At 53.4% G+C, this 18,456-nt stretch carries 20 protein-coding genes and 1 tRNA gene; 17 read left to right on the top strand and 4 right to left on the bottom strand.

The genetic code is table 11. The features are described 5' to 3' along the window. Window positions 1-532: molybdopterin-guanine dinucleotide biosynthesis protein MobB (locus VMX96_09665; GenBank protein HUU64165.1), on the top strand; the 532-nt coding region annotated here is incomplete at its 5' end. On the opposite strand, the gene VMX96_09660 is transcribed toward VMX96_09665, so the two are convergent. From VMX96_09660 to VMX96_09645, 4 genes are read right to left on the bottom strand one after another with little or no spacing between them, the layout of a single operon-like run. Further along, window positions 529-813: an acylphosphatase gene (locus VMX96_09660; protein ID HUU64164.1), complete on the bottom strand. Its 285-nt coding sequence runs from the start codon at window positions 811-813 to the stop codon at window positions 529-531. The genes VMX96_09665 and VMX96_09660 overlap by 4 nt on opposite strands. A gap of 25 nt (window positions 814-838) precedes the next feature. After that, window positions 839-967 (bottom strand): hypothetical protein, encoded by a 129-nt coding sequence (locus VMX96_09655; protein ID HUU64163.1) that lies wholly within the window; start codon window positions 965-967, stop codon window positions 839-841. 39 nt (window positions 968-1,006) lie between these two features. Further along, window positions 1,007-1,930 carry a radical SAM protein gene (locus VMX96_09650; GenBank protein HUU64162.1) on the bottom strand — a complete coding sequence of 308 codons (924 nt, stop codon included), beginning with the start codon at window positions 1,928-1,930 and terminating at the stop codon, window positions 1,007-1,009. A gap of 5 nt (window positions 1,931-1,935) precedes the next feature. Continuing rightward, complete coding sequence (locus VMX96_09645) at window positions 1,936-2,076, bottom strand: hypothetical protein (protein HUU64161.1); 141 nt, start codon at window positions 2,074-2,076, stop codon at window positions 1,936-1,938. Between the two features lie 96 nt (window positions 2,077-2,172). On the opposite strand from VMX96_09645, the gene VMX96_09640 reads away from it, so the two are divergent. From VMX96_09640 to VMX96_09565, 16 genes are all read left to right on the top strand, one after another. Then, window positions 2,173-2,246, top strand: a tRNA-Asp gene (locus VMX96_09640). Window positions 2,247-2,356: 110 nt separating this feature from the next. Continuing rightward, complete coding sequence (locus tag VMX96_09635; protein ID HUU64160.1) at window positions 2,357-3,052, top strand: acetate--CoA ligase family protein; 696 nt, start codon at window positions 2,357-2,359, stop codon at window positions 3,050-3,052. 9 nt (window positions 3,053-3,061) lie between these two features. Continuing rightward, the gene (locus VMX96_09630; protein HUU64159.1) at window positions 3,062-4,483 is read left to right on the top strand and encodes a CoA-binding protein; all 1,422 of its coding nucleotides are present in this window, start codon (window positions 3,062-3,064) and stop codon (window positions 4,481-4,483) included. A gap of 53 nt (window positions 4,484-4,536) precedes the next feature. Continuing rightward, window positions 4,537-5,958, top strand: coding sequence for an OB-fold domain-containing protein (locus VMX96_09625; GenBank protein ID HUU64158.1), 1,422 nt, complete (start codon window positions 4,537-4,539; stop codon window positions 5,956-5,958). 93 nt (window positions 5,959-6,051) lie between these two features. Further along, a complete protein-coding gene (locus tag VMX96_09620) occupies window positions 6,052-7,263 on the top strand; it encodes an acetyl-CoA acetyltransferase (protein ID HUU64157.1) in 1,212 nt (403 codons plus the stop codon). A gap of 31 nt (window positions 7,264-7,294) precedes the next feature. After that, window positions 7,295-8,692, top strand: a complete 1,398-nt coding sequence (locus tag VMX96_09615) for an acyclic terpene utilization AtuA family protein (protein HUU64156.1) — start codon at window positions 7,295-7,297, stop codon at window positions 8,690-8,692. Further along, window positions 8,692-9,027: a hypothetical protein gene (locus VMX96_09610; GenBank protein HUU64155.1), complete on the top strand. Its 336-nt coding sequence runs from the start codon at window positions 8,692-8,694 to the stop codon at window positions 9,025-9,027. The genes VMX96_09615 and VMX96_09610 overlap by 1 nt, the downstream gene beginning before the upstream one ends. Before the next feature lie 32 nt (window positions 9,028-9,059). Beyond that, window positions 9,060-9,866 (top strand): enoyl-CoA hydratase-related protein, encoded by an 807-nt coding sequence (locus tag VMX96_09605; GenBank protein ID HUU64154.1) that lies wholly within the window; start codon window positions 9,060-9,062, stop codon window positions 9,864-9,866. 155 nt (window positions 9,867-10,021) lie between these two features. After that, window positions 10,022-11,167 (top strand): acyl-CoA dehydrogenase family protein, encoded by a 1,146-nt coding sequence (locus tag VMX96_09600; protein HUU64153.1) that lies wholly within the window; start codon window positions 10,022-10,024, stop codon window positions 11,165-11,167. Between the two features lie 500 nt (window positions 11,168-11,667). Continuing rightward, entirely contained in the window at window positions 11,668-12,114 is a 447-nt protein-coding gene (locus tag VMX96_09595; GenBank protein HUU64152.1) for a 4Fe-4S dicluster domain-containing protein, read from the top strand. Beyond that, entirely contained in the window at window positions 12,111-12,719 is a 609-nt protein-coding gene (hisH, locus tag VMX96_09590; protein HUU64151.1) for an imidazole glycerol phosphate synthase subunit HisH, read from the top strand. Before VMX96_09595 ends, hisH begins: the two co-directional genes overlap by 4 nt. A gap of 13 nt (window positions 12,720-12,732) precedes the next feature. After that, a complete protein-coding gene (locus VMX96_09585; protein ID HUU64150.1) occupies window positions 12,733-14,073 on the top strand; it encodes an FAD-dependent oxidoreductase in 1,341 nt (446 codons plus the stop codon). A 21-nt stretch (window positions 14,074-14,094) separates the two neighbouring features. Continuing rightward, window positions 14,095-15,246 (top strand): hypothetical protein, encoded by a 1,152-nt coding sequence (locus VMX96_09580; GenBank protein ID HUU64149.1) that lies wholly within the window; start codon window positions 14,095-14,097, stop codon window positions 15,244-15,246. Then, a complete protein-coding gene (hisF, locus tag VMX96_09575) occupies window positions 15,236-16,003 on the top strand; it encodes an imidazole glycerol phosphate synthase subunit HisF (protein HUU64148.1) in 768 nt (255 codons plus the stop codon). Before VMX96_09580 ends, hisF begins: the two co-directional genes overlap by 11 nt. A gap of 8 nt (window positions 16,004-16,011) precedes the next feature. Further along, window positions 16,012-17,517: a glutamate synthase-related protein gene (locus VMX96_09570; GenBank protein ID HUU64147.1), complete on the top strand. Its 1,506-nt coding sequence runs from the start codon at window positions 16,012-16,014 to the stop codon at window positions 17,515-17,517. A 1-nt stretch (window position 17,518) separates the two neighbouring features. Continuing rightward, complete coding sequence (locus tag VMX96_09565) at window positions 17,519-18,286, top strand: hypothetical protein (protein HUU64146.1); 768 nt, start codon at window positions 17,519-17,521, stop codon at window positions 18,284-18,286. Window positions 18,287-18,456: the final 170 nt, after the last annotated feature.

Genomic DNA, 18,456 nt, shown 5'->3' with positions numbered 1-18,456 from the left:
CAAGGACTTCGAGATGGATAGCCCGGGGAAGGACACCTGGCGCTACGCCGAGGCAGGAAGTGACGCAGTGGCCATCAGCGCACCGCATAGGATGGCCCTGATCAAGCCCCAGAAAAACAATGACTCTATAGAGGGGGTATTACGCCTGCTGGGAGAGGATTTCGACCTTGTGCTCGTCGAGGGATTTCATGAGGCACACGTACCCAAGATCGAGGTACATCGCAGCGCTCTGAAAAAAGGTCTCCGCTGTTCCCCCGAGGAATTAAAGGCCATCGTAACCGACGAGACACTCGAAATCGACCGCCCCCAGTTCTCGCCTGAGGATATATCGGGGATCGCCGACTTTATAAAAGAGCGTATCATCGGTAAAAGGGGAGATGAGACGGTGCTCTTTATAAACGGCTCACCGGTAACTCTAAACCACTTCGCCAAGCAAATCATCGCCAATGCCCTGTTGGGCATGGTATCTACACTAAAGGGTATACCTGATGTTAAAAGCCTGGAGGTCGCGGTTCGAAAGCAGGTCACTTAGGATCCTATGCGGAATTGGCTGTACCCTCCGCTGTACTCCGACCAGTTAACCTCCACCCGCTTTACCTTCGCCAGGCGCGGCCCCACCTCAAGCTGCCTTAATAGTTGCTCTAGTTTCTCCCGCTCTCCCTCAGCCACCACCTCCACCACCCGCTCCTTGGAGAGGTTTCTCACATAGCCGGTCAGCCCCATCGCTCGGGCGTGGCGCAGCACAAAGATACGAAAGTTCACCCCCTGAACCATACCATATATTACGGCGTGAAGAGTTGCTTCTTGAGACATTTTCTATAGTTGGCGTGAGGCTATATCAGAACCAGCCCTCTTGTGTCACCATCCCGCTGGTAGCCCTTGCGCCGGGCACATCGCCACGGGCCCCCTTTACCGGAACACCGTCTCCTACGGCTTTGCCGCACGACCGAAATCCATCAGTCGCCATCTGATACCATAAACACAACCTTTATAGAACACGCGTTCACTATACCTGCCTTGCCATGGATCGAGCCCCATCCAGCCTCTCCAGCCCATGCCCGCGGGCGATGTCTACCGCCTCTAAAAACTCTTCATTTCGCAGAGGGCTGGAAAGGGCAGGAAGTTTAAAGGCACGATGAGCAGGGTAGTACTGTGCCATTACATTCAGATATGTATTTCTTGAGATTTCCTCGGCGATGAAGCTGACCACCCCCTCGGTTCCGGCGACCCCGCTGGGTAAAACCAGGTGACGAATGAGTAGACCCCGCCTAGCTACTCCTCGCTCATCTATCTGGAGGTCACCAACCTGGCGATGCATCTCCTTAACGGCGGCACGGTTCGCCTCAGGGTAGTCCTTAACCCCTGAAAACCGGCGGGCGTTCCTCTCATTTGAATACTTCATATCTGGCATGTATATATCGACAATGCCATCGAGCAGCTCCAGGGTTTCCACCGACTCGTAACCGCCGCAGTTATATACCAGTGGGATGGAGAGCCCCAGTCCCACCGCGATCTCGAGCGCCTCCAATATCTGCGGGACTACATGGGTGGGGGTAACCAGGTTTATGTTGTGGCAGCCCCGCTCCTCAAGTGCGAGCATCATCTTTGCTATCTCCCTCTTGGTAGCTACCCTTCCCTGACCCAACTGGCTTATGGAGTAGTTCTGGCAGAACATGCATCTAAGGTTGCAGTAGCTAAAGAATATCGTACCTGAGCCACTTATGCCCACCAGCGGCGCTTCTTCGCCAAAGTGAGGCCCATAACTTGAGACCACCACCTCCGATGCGATGCGGCACATTCCCCTCTCTCCGCTTAGGCGATCGGCTCGGCAACGGCGGGGGCAGAGATGACAGTTTTTCAGGATATCGCGAGCACGCTCCACCCTCCCCCCAAGCTCCCCGCTGCGATAAAGCTCCTGGTAGACAGCCATTATTCCTATTCTTTCTCCTTCTCCTTCTTCCCCTTCTTGATCACCTCAACCGTCGCCGGGGGTTGAATTATAGTAGTAACAGGCGTTATCTTAGCATCCTTTTTGGTCTTCTTACTCTCACGATGCCGGTAATCTCGCTTGCCCATCTCTCTACCTCCGTATAAAAAGCTTACCAGAAGAAGGATGTCTTGACAAGACAAGCTAATTACTGCTAAAATCCCCGATTGGACACCCCTTGTATTGGCCCCGTAGTGTAGCGGCCTAACACACCGCCCTGTCAAGGCGGAGATCGTGGGTTCGAATCCCATCGGGGCCGTTTCCTTTTTAAACGTTTCGACACCTTGAGGGACCCTTAACTAGGGTCTAGAGATTCCGGCTTACAGGTAATAGAGCCTACCATGTAGCACGAAAAAGGAGGACCATTTAATGGTCATTGATGAAATAATCGCAGCAGCTAGAAAAGAGGCGAGGACATCCCTTACCGAGCTGGAATCGAAGCAAATCCTGAAAGAGGTCGGTATAAATACCACTGAGATAAAGCTCGCCCGAACTAAGGAGGAGGCGGTCTCCCACTCCAAGGAACTCGGCTTCCCCGTCGCTCTAAAAATAGTCTCCCCCGATATCCTGCATAAAACAGACGTCGGCGGGGTCAAACTGGGCCTGAATAATGAGGACGATGTTGGTAACGCCTATGACGGGATTATCTCCATGATAAAAAAGCAAGAGCCTGCAGCGAAAATCCAGGGCGTCTCGGTGCAGCCCATGGCAAGACCGGCTACAGAGGTCATCATTGGCATGAGCAAGGACCCTCAGTTCGGACCGGTGCTCATGTTCGGGCTGGGCGGTATCCTGGTGGAGGTGCTCAAGGATGTTTCTTTCAGAATCGTCCCGTTAACCAAGAGGGATGCCAGGGAGATGATCAGGGAGATAAAGGGTTACCCCATCCTTGAGGGCTATCGGGGGCAGGAGCCAGCCAATATCGCCGTACTGGAGGAGCTGCTGCTCAAGGTCTCCGAGTTTGTGGATAGCAGGCCGGAGATAGCGGAGCTGGATATCAACCCTATCTTTGCCTACAGCGACGGTGCCCTGGCTATCGATGCTCGGGTGATTCTTGATCCTTGAGTGGACCTTTTGAAGGATATTGTTGGGCAGCTTGACCGTGCATTTAATCCCCGTTCTGTGGCGGTGGTGGGCGATAAGGCAGAGATGGGCTACATGTGGCTGAGGAGCCTAGCCACCTTTCAGGGAAGGGTTTACTCGGTTCAGATCGACGAGCAGGAGTTTCCGGGCATCGAAGCGCTGGGGGTGAAAAACTACCCCAGACTGCTGGACATCCCCGACGAAGTGGACTACGTAATCGTTGCTGTGCCCCGCGCCATAGCCCCCCAGATCGTTAAGCAATGTATCCAGAAGAAGGTTGGCGGGGCTATGCTCTTTACCTCGGGATTCGCCGAGTCGAATACCGAGGAGGGGATCAGGCTCCAAAAAACCATTACCGAGATGGCCTGTGATGCAAACCTAAACCTCATCGGGCCTAACTGCGTGGGTATCTTCAACCCAAAGATCGGGCTCAGGCATAGCATAGATCAATACTCCGGCTATGGCGGCAATGTGGGCTTTATCTCCCAGAGCGGCACCCATGCCACCTTCTTCACCCTGGTTGGAGAGGTCAACGGGATCATCATCTCCAAGTCAGTGAGCTATGGAAACGCCGCGGTTCTGGATGCCACAGACTATCTGGAGTATCTGGGTGAGGATGAGGATACCAATATAATAGGTATTTATATCGAGGGGGTGAAGGACGGGAGGCGACTCTTTTCCTCGCTGATGGATGTAGCCCGTCGTAAGCCGGTGCTCATCTGGAAGGGGGGGGAGACCAAGGAGGGAACCAGAGCCACGGCTTCACATACTGCCTCTTTAGCCGGGCAACCTCTCCTCTGGGATACCCTGATAAGGCAATGCGGGGCTATCAAGGTAGACAACCTCGATGAAATGATCGATACCATAAAGGCATTGCTTTACGCCAAGCCAACTAGCGGGAACAGGGTAGGACTGGTGGCCATGACCGGTGGTCAGTCCGTGGCGATTACTGATGCCTTCGCCAGGGCGGGGTTTGATATCCCTCTATTAAGTGAGGAGTCCTACCGTAAGTTTGCCTCCTTCTTCAATACCATCGGATCAAGCTATCGAAATCCACTCGATATAAGCTCCAATCTCCCTCACCTGGAGCGCATCATCAAATGTCTCGATATCCTAAGCGAAGATGAGAGGATCGACGCGGTAGTTCTGGATCTCCCGGTAGTTTTTCTGACACGTATCTCCTGGCTAATCCCCGGATTCTTCGACGATCTAATCGATGCCCTATCCCATTATAAAGAAAGGTCGGCTAAACCCCTGCTCGCCATACTTATCTCCGCTTACGCAGAGAGCGAGACCATTGAGGCGAGAAAGAAACTGGTGGCGAGGGGCATCCCCAGCTTCCCCAGCTTCGAGAGGGGAGCAAACGCTCTAAAGAAAGCCGTGGCGTATTACCGAAGCGCAGTCCCGCAATAATGCTTTTTTTCACAAAGTATGCTAAGATAGGAAGGCTAAAAAGGAGGAAATGGATGGCAGGAATAACGTCTTACGGTGCTTATATACCGCTTTACAGATTGAGCCGGGAGATCCTGGCTCAGGTCTGGGGAGGCAAGGGAAAGGGAGAGAAAGCGGTAGCCAACGCCGATGAAGACAGTTTAACGTTAGGCGTGGAAGCCGCAAGGGATTGCCTAAAGGGCTTCGACAAGAGCAAAGTCGACGCCCTTTATTTTGCCACTACAACGGCGCCCTACAAAGAGAAGCAGTCAGCCAGCATAATGGCTGCTGCCTGCGACCTGCGGGAGGAAATCCGCACTGTCGATGTAACCGATTCCATGAGGTCGGCGACAGTCGCGCTTACGATGGCTATAGATGCCGTCAAATCCGGATCGGCAAGGACGGCCCTCGTGGTCGCCGCCGATACCAGGCTCGCGCCCCCGGACACCGACTACGAATCACTCTTCGGCGATGGCGCCGCAGCGTTCCTTATCGGCAACGACGATGTAGTTGTCGAAATCGAGAGCAGTAGCTTCATCACCCTGCCGTTCGTGGATTACTGGCGTCTGGAGAACGATAAGATAATCCGCTGGTGGGAGGAGCGTTTCTGCCGTGAGGTAGGTTACCTTCCTTATATGACCAAGGCGATGGAGGATGCGATCGATAAAGCAAAGGTAACAGTCGCGGACATCGCTAAGGCAGTGATTTATTCCCCCGATAAACGCATGCAGGGGGATATTGTAAAGAGGTTCAAGTTCGACCCCAAGGCGCAGGTGCAGGACCTCATGTTCGATAACATAGGCCACACAGGCTGCGCGCTGGTGCCGATGGCGCTTGTCGCGGCGCTGCAGAACGCCAAGGCCGGGGATAAAATCCTGGCTGCTACATGGGGCGACGGTGCCGATGCCTTCGTATTCAAAGTAACCGATAAAATCAACAAGATGGCCGACCGCAGGGGTATCAAAGGCTATCTAAAATCCAAGGTCGCATTACCTACGTACGGCAAATACATGCACTTCCGTGACCTCATGGAGTGGGAGCACGACCTGTTCATGGAGCGCAGGATGGCCCTGGCCGAGGTATGGCGCTACCGCAACTTCTACTTCCGCTTCTACGGCGTGAAGTGCACCAAGTGCGGCCATATCATGCTTCCGCATCCTAACTTCTGCATCTACTGTCAGGCCGACGAGAAGTTCTTCGAACAGGTGCCGATGGCCGATGCAAAAGGCAAGCTTGTTACATACAGCATGGACGTTAGATCGCGTGCTATCGATCCCCCTAATGTACTGGCTGTAGTCACCTTTGACGGCGGAGGCCGGTTCTTCAGCCAGATGACGGATCGCGACCCGGATAACATTAATATTGGCATGGAGATGGAAGTGACCTTCCGCAAAATCCACGACGCTCTGGGCATACACAACTACTTCTGGAAGTGCCGGCCGGTGAGAGAGGTATAGAGTGATATCATACACCGCCGCAGCAGAGGATGCAGAGCCGAACTCTCATAACCGGAAGGCATCGCGTGAAGTTCGAAAAGAAGGAGAGCGCTAATGAGAGAGAGCATAAAGGATAAGGTTTCAATCATAGGTACGGGCTGCACCAAGTTCGCCGAGCGCTGGGATGCCGACGTTGAGGACCTTATTAAAGAGGCCGTGGACGAGGCGCTTGAAGATGCCGGCGTAGAAATCAAAGATATCCAGGCCGGTTGGGTAGGAACCGGGCGCGGCTCGCAGCAGGTTCCCATGGGACCGCCGGGCGCACACATCGCAAGCGCGGCGCTGCAGACACAGTATATCCCGTTCACCCGCGTAGATAACCTGTGCTGCGGCGGGCAGGAGGCAGTAAGGGGTGCCGCGCTGGGCATAGCCTCCAGGTGCTACGACCTGGTGCTGGCCATCGGTGTAGAGAAGCTGAAGGACACCGGATACGGCGGCCTGGGCGAAGCGTATCCCGGCAAGTGGGAGCCGATTTACGGTGCCCTTGGCACACCTCCGGGAAGGTATGCCCTAGCGGCCACCGCATACTTCGCTAAGTACGGCTTTTCCGCGGAAGAGGGGAAGCGGATGCTTGCGGAGATCTCGGTTAAAAGCCACTACTACGGCGCACGAAACCCAAAGGCACACCTCAAGCGAGAGATTACTGTGGAGGAAGCGGTAAACGCGCCGATGATCTGCTGGCCTCTGGGCCTGTACGACTGCTGCGGCGTCACCGACGGCGCATCGGCCGCAGTGCTGGTGCCATCCTCGGAGGCCAAGGCCTATCGAGATGATTACGTAAACATCAAGGCATTCTCCATAGCCACCGGCCCGGGCTTTCTCAAAGAGGATGAGCGCTATGACTTCACCTACTGGAAAGAGACCCAGGAAGGAGCCAAGGCGGCCTACGAGGAGGCCGGTATAAAGGACCCGCGCAAGGAATTGAGCCTGGTGGAGCTTCATGACTGCTTCTCCATCGCCGAGCTCATCGCCACTGAATCCATGTTCCTTTGCGAGCCGGGCAAGTACAGGGAGGAGTTCACCGAGAAGCGTGCCTACTACCACGACGGCGAGATGCCGGTGAACGTCAGCGGCGGCCTCAAGTCCTTCGGACACCCCATCGGCGCCAGCGGCGCGCGAGAGATCGAAGAGTGTGTTAGACAACTACAGGGCAGAGTAAAAGAGCCCTCACGACAGATAGCCAATTTCGAGTTAGGTTTAGCTCATAATCAGGGCGGTCACCCTGGGCGTTTCGTTCCCGGAATCGCTATAATAGGTAGACCATAGGCAATCAGGTAAAACTAACGGGAGGTGAATCATGAAAAAGGTTAGAGTCGGAGCCGGTTCATCGGGGTGGCCAGACTTTAAGGATGGCGCGCTGGACGTGGCCCAGAATGGGGATATCGATTATATCTCCTTCGACCACCTGGCCGAGCTCACCATGGCTATCCTGCAGAACCAGTATGCCAAAGACCAGACGCGGGGCTATATCCCCGAGGTCATCCCCCTGATGAAGGGGCTACTGCCTATCTGGAAGGAGAAGGATAAGCACTTCAAGATGTGTAACAACGGAGGAGGGGCTAATCCTCCGGAGTGCGCCAACCAGGTTCTAAAGATGGCTCAGGATTTGAATCTAGGTGGTATTAAGATCGGGGTGATCACCGGCGACACCATACCCCTGAGCCGGATAGACGAACTGCTAAAACAGGGGTGGAAATTCAAGAACGCCGACACCGGAGAGGAGGACATCGATAGTGTGCGCGATAGGCTGCTCGCCGCCTATGCATACACCGGCGCCGATGAGATCATCCAGGCTTATGAACAGGGCGCTGACCTTGTAATCGGCGGACGGCTGTCCGACAACTCCCTCTACATCGGCAATTTCATGTACCCCCTGGGCTGGAAATTCACCGATGAGTACTGGGATCAGATAGGCTCTGGTGTATGCGTTGGTCATTTGCTAGAATGTAGCAGCTGGAGCGCAGGCACCTGCTCCAACCTGTGGGAGGAGATCGATTATCCTAAAGGCAATCCTGGCTTCCCCATCGCCGAGATGTATGAGAACGGCGATTGTATAGTAAGCAAGACCAAAACATCAGGCGGTGCCATCAGGGTGCAGACGCTGAAGGAACACCTGGTATATGAGGTCCACGACCCCGAGAACTACATTATGCCTGACGGCATCTGCGACCTCACCCAGATAAAGCTGGAGCAGGTGGGCAAAGACGAGGTGAAGGTAACCAGGTGGGGCGATAAGCCGCGCGGGAAACCACGGCCGGAGAACCTTAAGCTCTGCCTCGCTTATAACGACGGCTTTATTGCCGAGGAGATCACGATAGTCTGCGGCCCTAAGACGTTCAAGCAGGCGGAAAAGGCACATGAGTTCGTCAAGAGAAGGCTGGATCACCTGGGCCTTAAGCCCAGGGAGATGCTGTGGTCTCTCATCGGTTGGGATTCTCTCTGCGGCCCAACCGTAGGCTCGCCCCCACCGGACTATGATCCTCCCGAGCTAGGGATCAGAGTAGCCTTCAAGTGCGATACCAAGGAGGAAGCACGGGCATGCCGCACCGAGTGCGGCCACCTCTGCTGGGCATCGCTTGGTGTGGGTGCTGGTTTCACCAACCCCCCCGCCATCAGACCGGTTTTCGCCCTGTGGCCCACCCTGATACCCAGAGAGTCTGTCCCTCTGGAGATGGAGATAAAGGAGGCTAAGTAATGGCTAAGAAGAAGGTTAAGCTTATCGATATATGCTATTATCGCTCCGGGGACAAGGGTGATATCTCTAATATCGGCCTGATGGCCAAGGATGAAAAAGCCTACAAGATTATAAAGAAGGAAGTTACCCCCGAGCGGATTAAGGCACACTTCAAGGGTTGGGTTAAGGGAGACGTGATCATCTACCCGATGGACAATCTTCAATCGCTTGAGATCATGTTGTACAAGGCGCTGGGTGGGGGGGCCACCAAGACCCTGCGTATCGACCAGACTGGCAAGGCCATGGGCAATGCCCTGGTTAAGATGGTGATAGAGGTAGACGAGAGCGAACTCTAGCGCCGCCATACCCCGAGGAAAGGAGGGGATTTATGCCACTTGAAGGACCGGATGTCCTTCTCTATGAGAAGAAGGATCATATAGTAACTATAACTATCAACCGTCCGGAGCGGATGAATGCCCTCACCCTTGACCTATACGATCGCCTGGACGAAGCGTGGGAACGGTTCAACGAGGACGATGATGCCTTCGTCGCCATCTGGACCGCAGCCGGAGACCGCTCCTTCTGCGTCGGGATGGATCTCAAGGACCAGGCAGAGCGCGTTGCCAAGGATCCCTCCTTTGACGTCGTTAGGCTTAAGCCTGGGGTGCTGACCGGCGCCGTGGGAACCCCCTACGGGCACAACGTGACCAAGCCGATTGTTGGCGCCATTAACGGGGTGGCCACCGCCGCCGGCTTCCAGTTCACCATGATGTGCGATCTGAGGGTTGCCGCCGACCATGCCCGTTTTGGCGTTGGCGAGGTAAAGGTGGGAAGAGGAACACCCTGGGCAGTCCCCGTGTTATGGCAGATGCCGCTGCCGGTGGCATTTGAGGTGCTCCTTATGGGCGACCTGGTACCGGCGCAGCGGCTCTACGACGTCGGCTGGATCAACAGGGTGGTACCCCTGGACCAGCTTATACCTACCGCGAGGGAGCTTGCCACTATCCTGGCCGAAAACGCCCCGCTCTCGGTGAGGGCGGCAAAAGAGGCCCTCTACAAGGCTATGGACGTTGGTCGGCAGGCGGGGTTGGATGCGGCTAAGCTCATCTATGAGAAGGTCTATGCCAGCGAGGACGCTGTAGAAGGCCCTAAAGCATTCGCCGAGAAGAGAAAACCTGTCTGGAAGGGCAGGTAAATATCGCTGCCCCCCCTTTTCGAACACCTCGAAATTTCCGGAAAAGGACAATATAGGAATGTTATGTAAAATGGGCGTTCTTCATTAAAAACTCGTCAGTAACCCATACACCTCAGCCGATGAGTAGTTCGGAAGAGGGCAAAAAAGGAGTATAAATGGATTTTAGTTTTACCCAGGAACAGGAAATGTGGCGCAACATGCTGCAGGACTTTACCGAGAAGGAGGCTGGTCGGGAATACACCCGTGATTGTGACCTAGAGAAACGCTTTCCGCAGGAACTGTGGGACGCAGGTGTTAAGCAGGGTTTTCTGGGCCTGCTGATCCCGGAGGAATACGGCGGGATGGGCAGCGATGCAATCATGTACGCCATATTCATGGAGTGCCTTGCTAAATATAGCTACGAGATGGCATCCGTATTCAGCGTGCCCATGTTCTGCGCGATGAATATCGTGGAGCATGGCACCCAGGAACAGAAGGACCGCTATTTGCCCCCGTTCATCAAAGGGGAACAACGTTTTTCGATAGCCATAACCGAGCCTGAGGCAGGTTCCGACGCTTCTGCCGTTGCCTGCATGGCCGAGGACAAGGGGGATCACTTCCTGCTGAACGGACAGAAACAGTTCTCCACCGCAGCTCAACTCCCTGGCAACATCATCATGATGGCGGTTAGAACCGATAAAGATGCCAAGCCCGCCCGTGATGGCATCAGCGTTATACTGGTCCCCAACGACGCCCCGGGTATCGAGGTCAAACGGTTGCCGCTTATCGTTAGGCGGGCGATAGGTACCTGTTCTGTCTTCTGCGGCGACGCCAGGATCCCCAAGGAGAACCTCATCGGAGAACTCAACGGTGGGTGGAAGGTCCTCATCGGACACCTCGAGCTCGAGAGGCTGGCCGGGTCAGCGCCCAACGTGGGTGAAGCGCAATCCTGCCTGGATGATGCCGTGGAATATGCCAAGACGCGGGTACAGTTCGGAAAGCCGATCGGTAAGCAACAGGGCATCAGCCACATGCTGGCCGACCTGCAGGCACAGCTTGATGCCGTACGCCTGCTGGTCTACCGCTCCGCGTGGATGATAACCCAGAAGATTCCCTGCCGCAAAGAGGTATCCATGGCGAAACTGCTTGCCGGCGAGGTCTTTTATGCTATTGCCACCGCCGCCATGCAGACCTTCGGGGGTTATGCCTTCCTACCCGAGTCCGACATAGAGCGCCACTGGCGGATGGCGAAACTGTTCACCATCGGCGGAGGTACCTCCCAGATCCAGCGGCTTATCATCTCCCGAGAGATGGGTCTTTAGAAACCTCACAACTAGCAATACAAGGCATACCCTGGGCTCTAGGTTATGCCTTTTCTATTAAAAGCGGGGGCGATGCTTGACACCCCCATAACCGCAAGCAGGGTGACACCGAATATGATATACAGTTTGCGATCGCGTAGGAGCCTGCCTTCAGATTATTATGCTGAGCACACTATTACATTCTATTGAATCCTAGGCTCACTGTCCATACAAATATCAAGTATCAAGTGCGCCAGTATCTCGGCAATCACATCAATGCCTCCTTATCCAACTTAACATCATCATTTTCCAGAGATATAAGGATGCGAAAATAAACCTCTACCCGTTTAGTAGTATAATGCCCCTTTTTAAGTCTCATTTGCGCGGCACGACATCATACTAACTATATACAAATGGATAATTATGTTAAAATAGCTCTTGATAATATATAAAATATTTGCTAATATATGATATACGGCAAGCGGTTGCCGTATTCCGCATTGATATATATTGGGGGATTAATGATCATCTACGTTAGAGAGGAAGTCTGTATTGGCTGTGGCCTCTGTCGCGTTTACTGCCAAACGGAACATTCTCAGTCTAAAGATATAATCAAGGCTTTTAAAAAAGAGACTCCTCAACCCCTACCTCGCATCCGCGTAGAAAGAATGGGCGAGGTTTGCTTCGCGATTCAATGCCGCAACTGCACTGAGCCCTGGTGTGTATATTCCTGCCTCACCGGTGCTATGCATAAAGATCCCATAACCGGGATAGTCACCGTTGATCCCGAGAAGTGCATCGGGTGCTGGACATGCATAATAGCCTGTCCCTATGGAGCCCTGGCAAGAGATGTAAGCAGCCACACTATCGTTAAGTGCGATTTTTGCCCTGACCATGAGGTGCCAGTTTGTGCGGCCAATTGCCCCAACGAAGCACTGGTATTGAGCATGGATGGAGCTGACAGGTGATAGCTATAATCGACTACGGGGCCGGCAATCTGCGAAGCGTTAATAATGCTTTTGTTTCACTGGGCTATCAGCCGAATGTGACTAGTAACCCAAAAGATCTGCTTGCTGCAGACGCGGTTGTTTTTCCAGGTGTTGGCGCCGCTGCCGGCGTCATGAGCCGTCTGATAGAATCCGGCCTGGACGATGCAATTCGTCTGTCAATACATCAGGGCAAGCCCTTTTTCGCTATCTGCATCGGTATGCAAGTCCTGCTCACGTTTACCGAGGAAGATGCTGGGTATGCTTGCTTGGATATCATCCCCGGATCAGTACGAAGGTTGCCCCAAGGGCAAAAGATACCCCATATGGGCTGGAACCAGGTCACACAAAAAGTCATACATCCCCTTTTCGATGGCATACCGGATGAGGCTAATTTTTATTTCGTCCACAGTTATTATCCCGACCCCGATAATACCGAGCTCGTAGCCGGAACCAGTGAATACGGGATTACCTGGTGCAGTGTACTGATTAAAGACAACCTGGTAGCGACCCAGTTTCACCCTGAGAAGAGCGGGGATGATGGCTTGAGGATGTATAACAACTTCTTGAAGATGGCACTAAAATAGAAGGCAGGATTAAGTGGGTAAGAACAAAGATAATAGAGCAAAATACCTGATTATCGGTAATTCGGCTGGGGGTATCGGAGCTGCTGAAGCGATACGCGAGGTAGATAAAGCTGGCTCTATTACCATAGTCTCTGACGAGCCCTATCCGAGCTACTCTCGCCCCCTTATCTCTAAATATATAACCAGGGAGCGCAGCCTTGAAGGTATGCTGTTTCGCCCCACCGATTTCTACGAACAGAATAATATTAACCTGCTACTCGGCAGGAGAGTAAATAGCCTGGCGCCTGGCGAGCATACTGCCGAGCTCGACACCAGCGAGCATATCACCTGGGATAAGCTTCTAATAGCTAGTGGCGGCGTGCCAATAGTCTCGAGGATTGGTGGGCTGGGGAAAAAAGGCGTGTTCAACTTCATCACTCTCGACGACGCCAAGGCGATCGACGAGTTCCTGGATAGAGCCACCACAGCCGTAGTCATCGGTGGTGGGCTCATCGGGACAGCTGTTACCGAAGCGCTAACACAACGAGGGGTGGAGGTCACGGTGGTGGAAATGAAGGAAAGAATCCTGAATACCATCCTCGATGAACAGGCATCTCTAATGGCTGAGGAAGCCCTCGAGAAGGCTGGGGTTAGGGTTATCACCGGTTGTACAGTAGCTGAAATTATAGGTGAAGAGTCGGTAACCGCGGTGATACTGTCGAATGGGGTGGAGATACCCTGCAGCCTGGTAGTAGTGGCTATAGGAGTATTGCCACGCACCGAGCTATTAAAGGGCACTGATATCAAGGTAAATCGCGGTATTGCGGTGAACCGTAATATGGGCACTAATCATCCCGATATTTATGCCTGTGGGGATGCGGCCGAGGCCTATGATTTCGTCTATGGCGAGAATAGGCTCACTCCCATTTGGCCCATTGCCTACCTCGGGGGCCGGATTGCCGGCTACAACATGGCCGGTACCAATGCCGAATACCCCGGTGGCACAGCTATGAACGCGCTCAACTACTTCGGGCTTGACATCGCAGCAGCAGGCATAACCATCCCACCCGATGAGTATGGCTATGAGGTGCTCAGCAAACAAAATGACGGCGTATATCAGAAATTAGTATTGAAGGATGACCTATTGGTAGGAATGGTCTTTGTGAAGGACATTGAAAAATCGGGCATCGTCTTCAGCCTGATGAGAGACGGGGTTAATGTGCATGACTTCAAGCAGGCTCTACTAACTGACGATTTCGGCCTGGTATCTTTGCCCAGGGAGTTGTGGCATGAAAGACTGGAGACGCCGCCTCTAGGGTTGGTTCTCCAGCCAGCCCTACCTGAGGAACGGGTGGAGGATTTCGCCGGTGAATAAATGCTTTTGGGGCGCTACGTAATGATAGGCCTTGGCAAGATAAACAATCCTTATTCCGAAGGAAAGGTGATAGAAGCCTGTTCCATCTTTGGAATGATGGATACTCTGGGAAGCCGGTTCTCCGGTGAGGGCGTGATAAAAGCCATTGCGAACATGCATGTTCGCGGTAATGGGCTGGGTGGCGGCTTCGCCGTCTATGGACTCTATCCGGAATACGCCAACTACTACGCCTTACACATAATGTATCTAAGCCAAGAAGGACAAGTAGAGGTGGAGGCTTTCCTCAAGCATAGATTTCATCTGATTCACGACGATGAGGTGCCTACACGGCCGACACCCGCTATCATAAACCCACCGCTTGTACGGCGCTATTTTATTGAAGTTGACCCGCGAGCATGTGGTGAGCAATCACCGGATGATTATGTAGTAGATAGGGTCATGGAGATCAATACCGGGTTTAAGGACGCCTTTGTCTTCTCCAGCGGAAAAGACATGGCAGTGTTCAAGGGTGTAGGCTACCCTGAAGAGATAGCTGAGTATTTCTGCTTGGAGCAGTATCAGGGTTATTTGTGGACAGCCCACGGCAGATTCCCTACCAATACCCCTGGTTGGTGGGGTGGGGCACATCCGTTCAACATCTTGGACTGGACGGTGATCCACAATGGCGAAATATCCTCGTATGGAATAAACCGGCGTTATCTGGAGCAATTCGGTTATCACTGCACCATGCAGACCGACACCGAGGTAGTGGCCTACGCTATCGACCTCTTGGTACGAAGGCACAGCCTTCCCATAGAGATAGTGGCCAAGATACTTGCGCCCCCCTTCTGGAGTGATATAGAGCGTAGTCCAACGAATGAGCAAAAGCTACTCCGAACCCTACGCCAGGTATATGGTAGCCTGCTCCTAAATGGCCCTTTCACGGTCATCATCGCTCATCATGGTGAAATGATCGGACTCACCGACAGGATAAGGCTACGACCCCTAACCGTGGGGATAAAGGGATCGACGCTCTATCTCTCATCCGAGGAGTCAGCTATTCGTCTAATACGCCCCGACCTGGACCGGGCATGGATCCCGATGGGTGGCGAACCCATAATAGGAAGTCTGGAGCAACCTCTCGTTCCTCAAGATGTGACTGTTTCCCGAGGAGGAGATATCCGTGTTAAATAAGAGGATAATCCCCTGCCTTGACGTGACTCAGGGGCGGGTGGTGAAAGGCACCAGCTTCACCGACCTCCGCGACGCTGGCGACCCCGTAGAGATGGCGGCATTCTACTACAAAGAGGGCGCTGACGAGCTGGTCTTCCTCGACATCGGTGCTACACCCGAGGGCCGCGATACCATGGTGGACGTAGTTGAACGCGTATCGGAGCAGGTTTTTATTCCGCTTACCGTTGGCGGCGGGCTACGTAGTATTATCGACATGCGACGCATACTGGAGGCTGGTGCAGACAAGATAGCCATCAATACTGCTGCAGTTCTTAACCCCAATCTTATTCGCGAGGGGGCAAAAAAGTTCGGCTCTCAATGTATCGTTGTAGCCATTGACGCCAGGCGCATACGGGGCAATGGTATGCCCCAATGGGAGGTGCTGACTCACGGTGGACGGAATCCAACCGGGATCGACGCCGTACAGTGGGTAAAGCAGGTTGTCGACCTCGGCGCCGGCGAACTGCTCCTTACCAGCTGGGACGCTGACGGACGGCAGAGTGGATACGACCTTGAATTAACCCGTGTCATTAGTGAGGGAGTGAAGGTGCCAGTCATTGCCAGTGGCGGCGCTGGGAATTTGGATCATCTCTATGATGTGTTTGTTATAGGAAAAGCGGATGCTGTACTTGCCGCCAGTATTTTTCACTACCAGATTTATTCAATTCGCCAGGCGAAGGGCTACCTGTCTGAAAGAGGGATTCCTGTCAGAAGATAGTGAGTACAATGAAAACCTATTTGCCACCAAAGTTTATGGTTGAACGAGACCCCGAGCGGTGCATCCAGTGTCAGGTATGTGTCAACCAGTGCAGCTTTGATACATACTACTATGATGCCCAGGACGACGAGGTGAGAAGTCGCGAGGAGAACTGCGTTGGCTGCCATCGCTGCGTGGTCTTCTGTCCAACCAATGCTTTGACCATCAGGAGAAACCCCCTGGACTACAGGGAAAACTACAACTGGCACCCTGAATTCATAGAGGACATTATAAAGCAGGCGGAGACCGGGGGTGTACTGCTTACCGGTATGGGCAATGACAAGGGTTATCGTGTTTACTGGGATCACCTGGTACTCAATGCCAGCCAGGTGACCAACCCATCGATAGACCCGCTTCGTGAGCCCATGGAGCTTACCACCTATATCGGCCGGAAGCCGGACAGGGTAGATATGGACTCCAAAAACGGGAGCCTGAAGACGGAATTGTCACCTCAGGTTAAGATCGAGGTTCCGGTAATGTTTTCCGCCATGTCCTACGGTGCGGTGAGCATCAATGTTCACGAATCCCTGGCCCGGGCAGCCACCGAGGCAGGCACACTCTGGAACACCGGGGAGGGCGGCCTCCATCCAAAGCTATATAAATACGGGGATAACACTATAGTTCAGGTAGCATCGGGACGGTTTGGCGTCCACGCTGATTATCTGGATGTGGCAAAAATAGTAGAGATAAAGATAGGCCAGGGAGCAAAACCCGGCATCGGCGGACACCTTCCCGGCGAGAAAGTCAGCGCTGAGGTTTCTATGACCCGAATGATTCCACAGGGAACGGATGCCTTATCCCCGGCACCACAGCACGATATTTACTCCATCGAGGATCTAGCACAGCTTGTCTACGCCCTGAAAGAGGCGACAAACTACACCAAGCCGATATCGGTCAAGATAGCTGCAGTCCATAACTCGGCTGCTATTGCCAGCGGGATGGTGCGAGCCGGTGCCGACATGATAGTCCTCGATGGTCTTCGCGGCTCGACCGGTGCGGCACCCAAGATCATCCGCGATAACGTCGGAATCCCCATCGAGATGGCGCTCGCCTCAGTGGACAGTCGGCTCAGGCAGGAGGGTATCCGCAGCCAGGCCTCCCTCGTGATCGCCGGTGGGATCAGGAGTAGCGGAGATGTGGCCAAGGCGATTGCCCTTGGCGCAGATGCTATCTATATAGGGACGGCTGCACTCGTTGCCCTGGGTTGCACCCTCTGCCAGCAGTGCCACACCGGGAAATGCGCTTGGGGTATATGCACCACCGACCTTGCCCTGACCAAGAGGATTAACCCCGACATAGGAGCAAGGCGGCTGTCCAACCTGCTCCGCGGCTGGAGCCTGGAGCTTAAGGAAATACTAGGTGGCATGGGCATAAACGCCATCGAGAGCCTGAGGGGCAACCGCCTGCACCTAAGAGGCATTGGGCTTACTGACACCGAACTCGAAATACTCGGAGTAAGGATGGCAGGCAGCTGAAATGGCAGAGATAGTTAAAAGGACTGACTATACAGTTGAGATCGATGCATATAATCTTTCCCAGCGCGAACTCAATGCCCGTCTGAGGTATGAAGTCTCGAACGGCACCCGTAGGATTGAGCTTCGTAATGTCTATGGTCAGAGGTACATTGGCACGGACTTGGATAGACCTGTTGAAATCGATATAGCTGGTGTCCCCGGCAACGATTTAGGTGCATTTATGAACGGGCCGAGGATTGTCATCCACGGCAACGCCCAGGATGGCTGTGGTAATACGATGAACGACGGGGAGATTATCGTTCACGGCCACGCCGGCGATATCACCGGCCTGGCAGCCAGGGGAGGAAAGATTTATATACGGGATGATGTTGGATACCGGGCTGCTATCCACATGAAGGAGTACGGGGAGAAGAAGCCAGTACTGGTCATCGGGGGGACCGCCCAAGACTTCTTTGGCGAGTATATGGCAGGAGGAATCGTAATCCTTCTCGGCCTGAATTTAAAGGAGGGGGAATACCACAAAGCCAAGTTCATAGGCACCGGGATGCATGGCGGCGTTATCTACTTGAGAGGCACAGTCGAAGACTATCAATTAGGTAAGGAAGTAGGCATTGCCAATCTGGAAGAAGAGGATTTACAGGTTCTTCAGAAATTTGTGGGTGAGTTTGCATTCCATTTTGGCTTTGACGCCGGGGATATATTAAAACATACATTTGTGAAGCTTTTCCCCCTATGGCTCAGGCCCTACGGAAGGCTCTATGCGTATTAGGTGAGTAATATCCAAATAGTAGGTCAAAGAAAATCAACAGTAAGTGCACATTTGGGCAATCCCATAGATCGGTAATAGAAGTTATACGAGATAGCCGGAATCGCTGTCTACTGTGGTAACCAGAATCGCAGTGAGATTGAAATTATTACGTTCTTAATATAACACATTAG

This window comes from Dehalococcoidia bacterium (assembly GCA_035528575.1).
Lineage (GTDB): Bacteria > Chloroflexota > Dehalococcoidia > E44-bin15 > E44-bin15 > DATKYK01.
The sequence above is the reverse complement of the archived record's forward strand: the minus strand, read 5'-3'. Positions and strand labels throughout refer to the sequence as shown.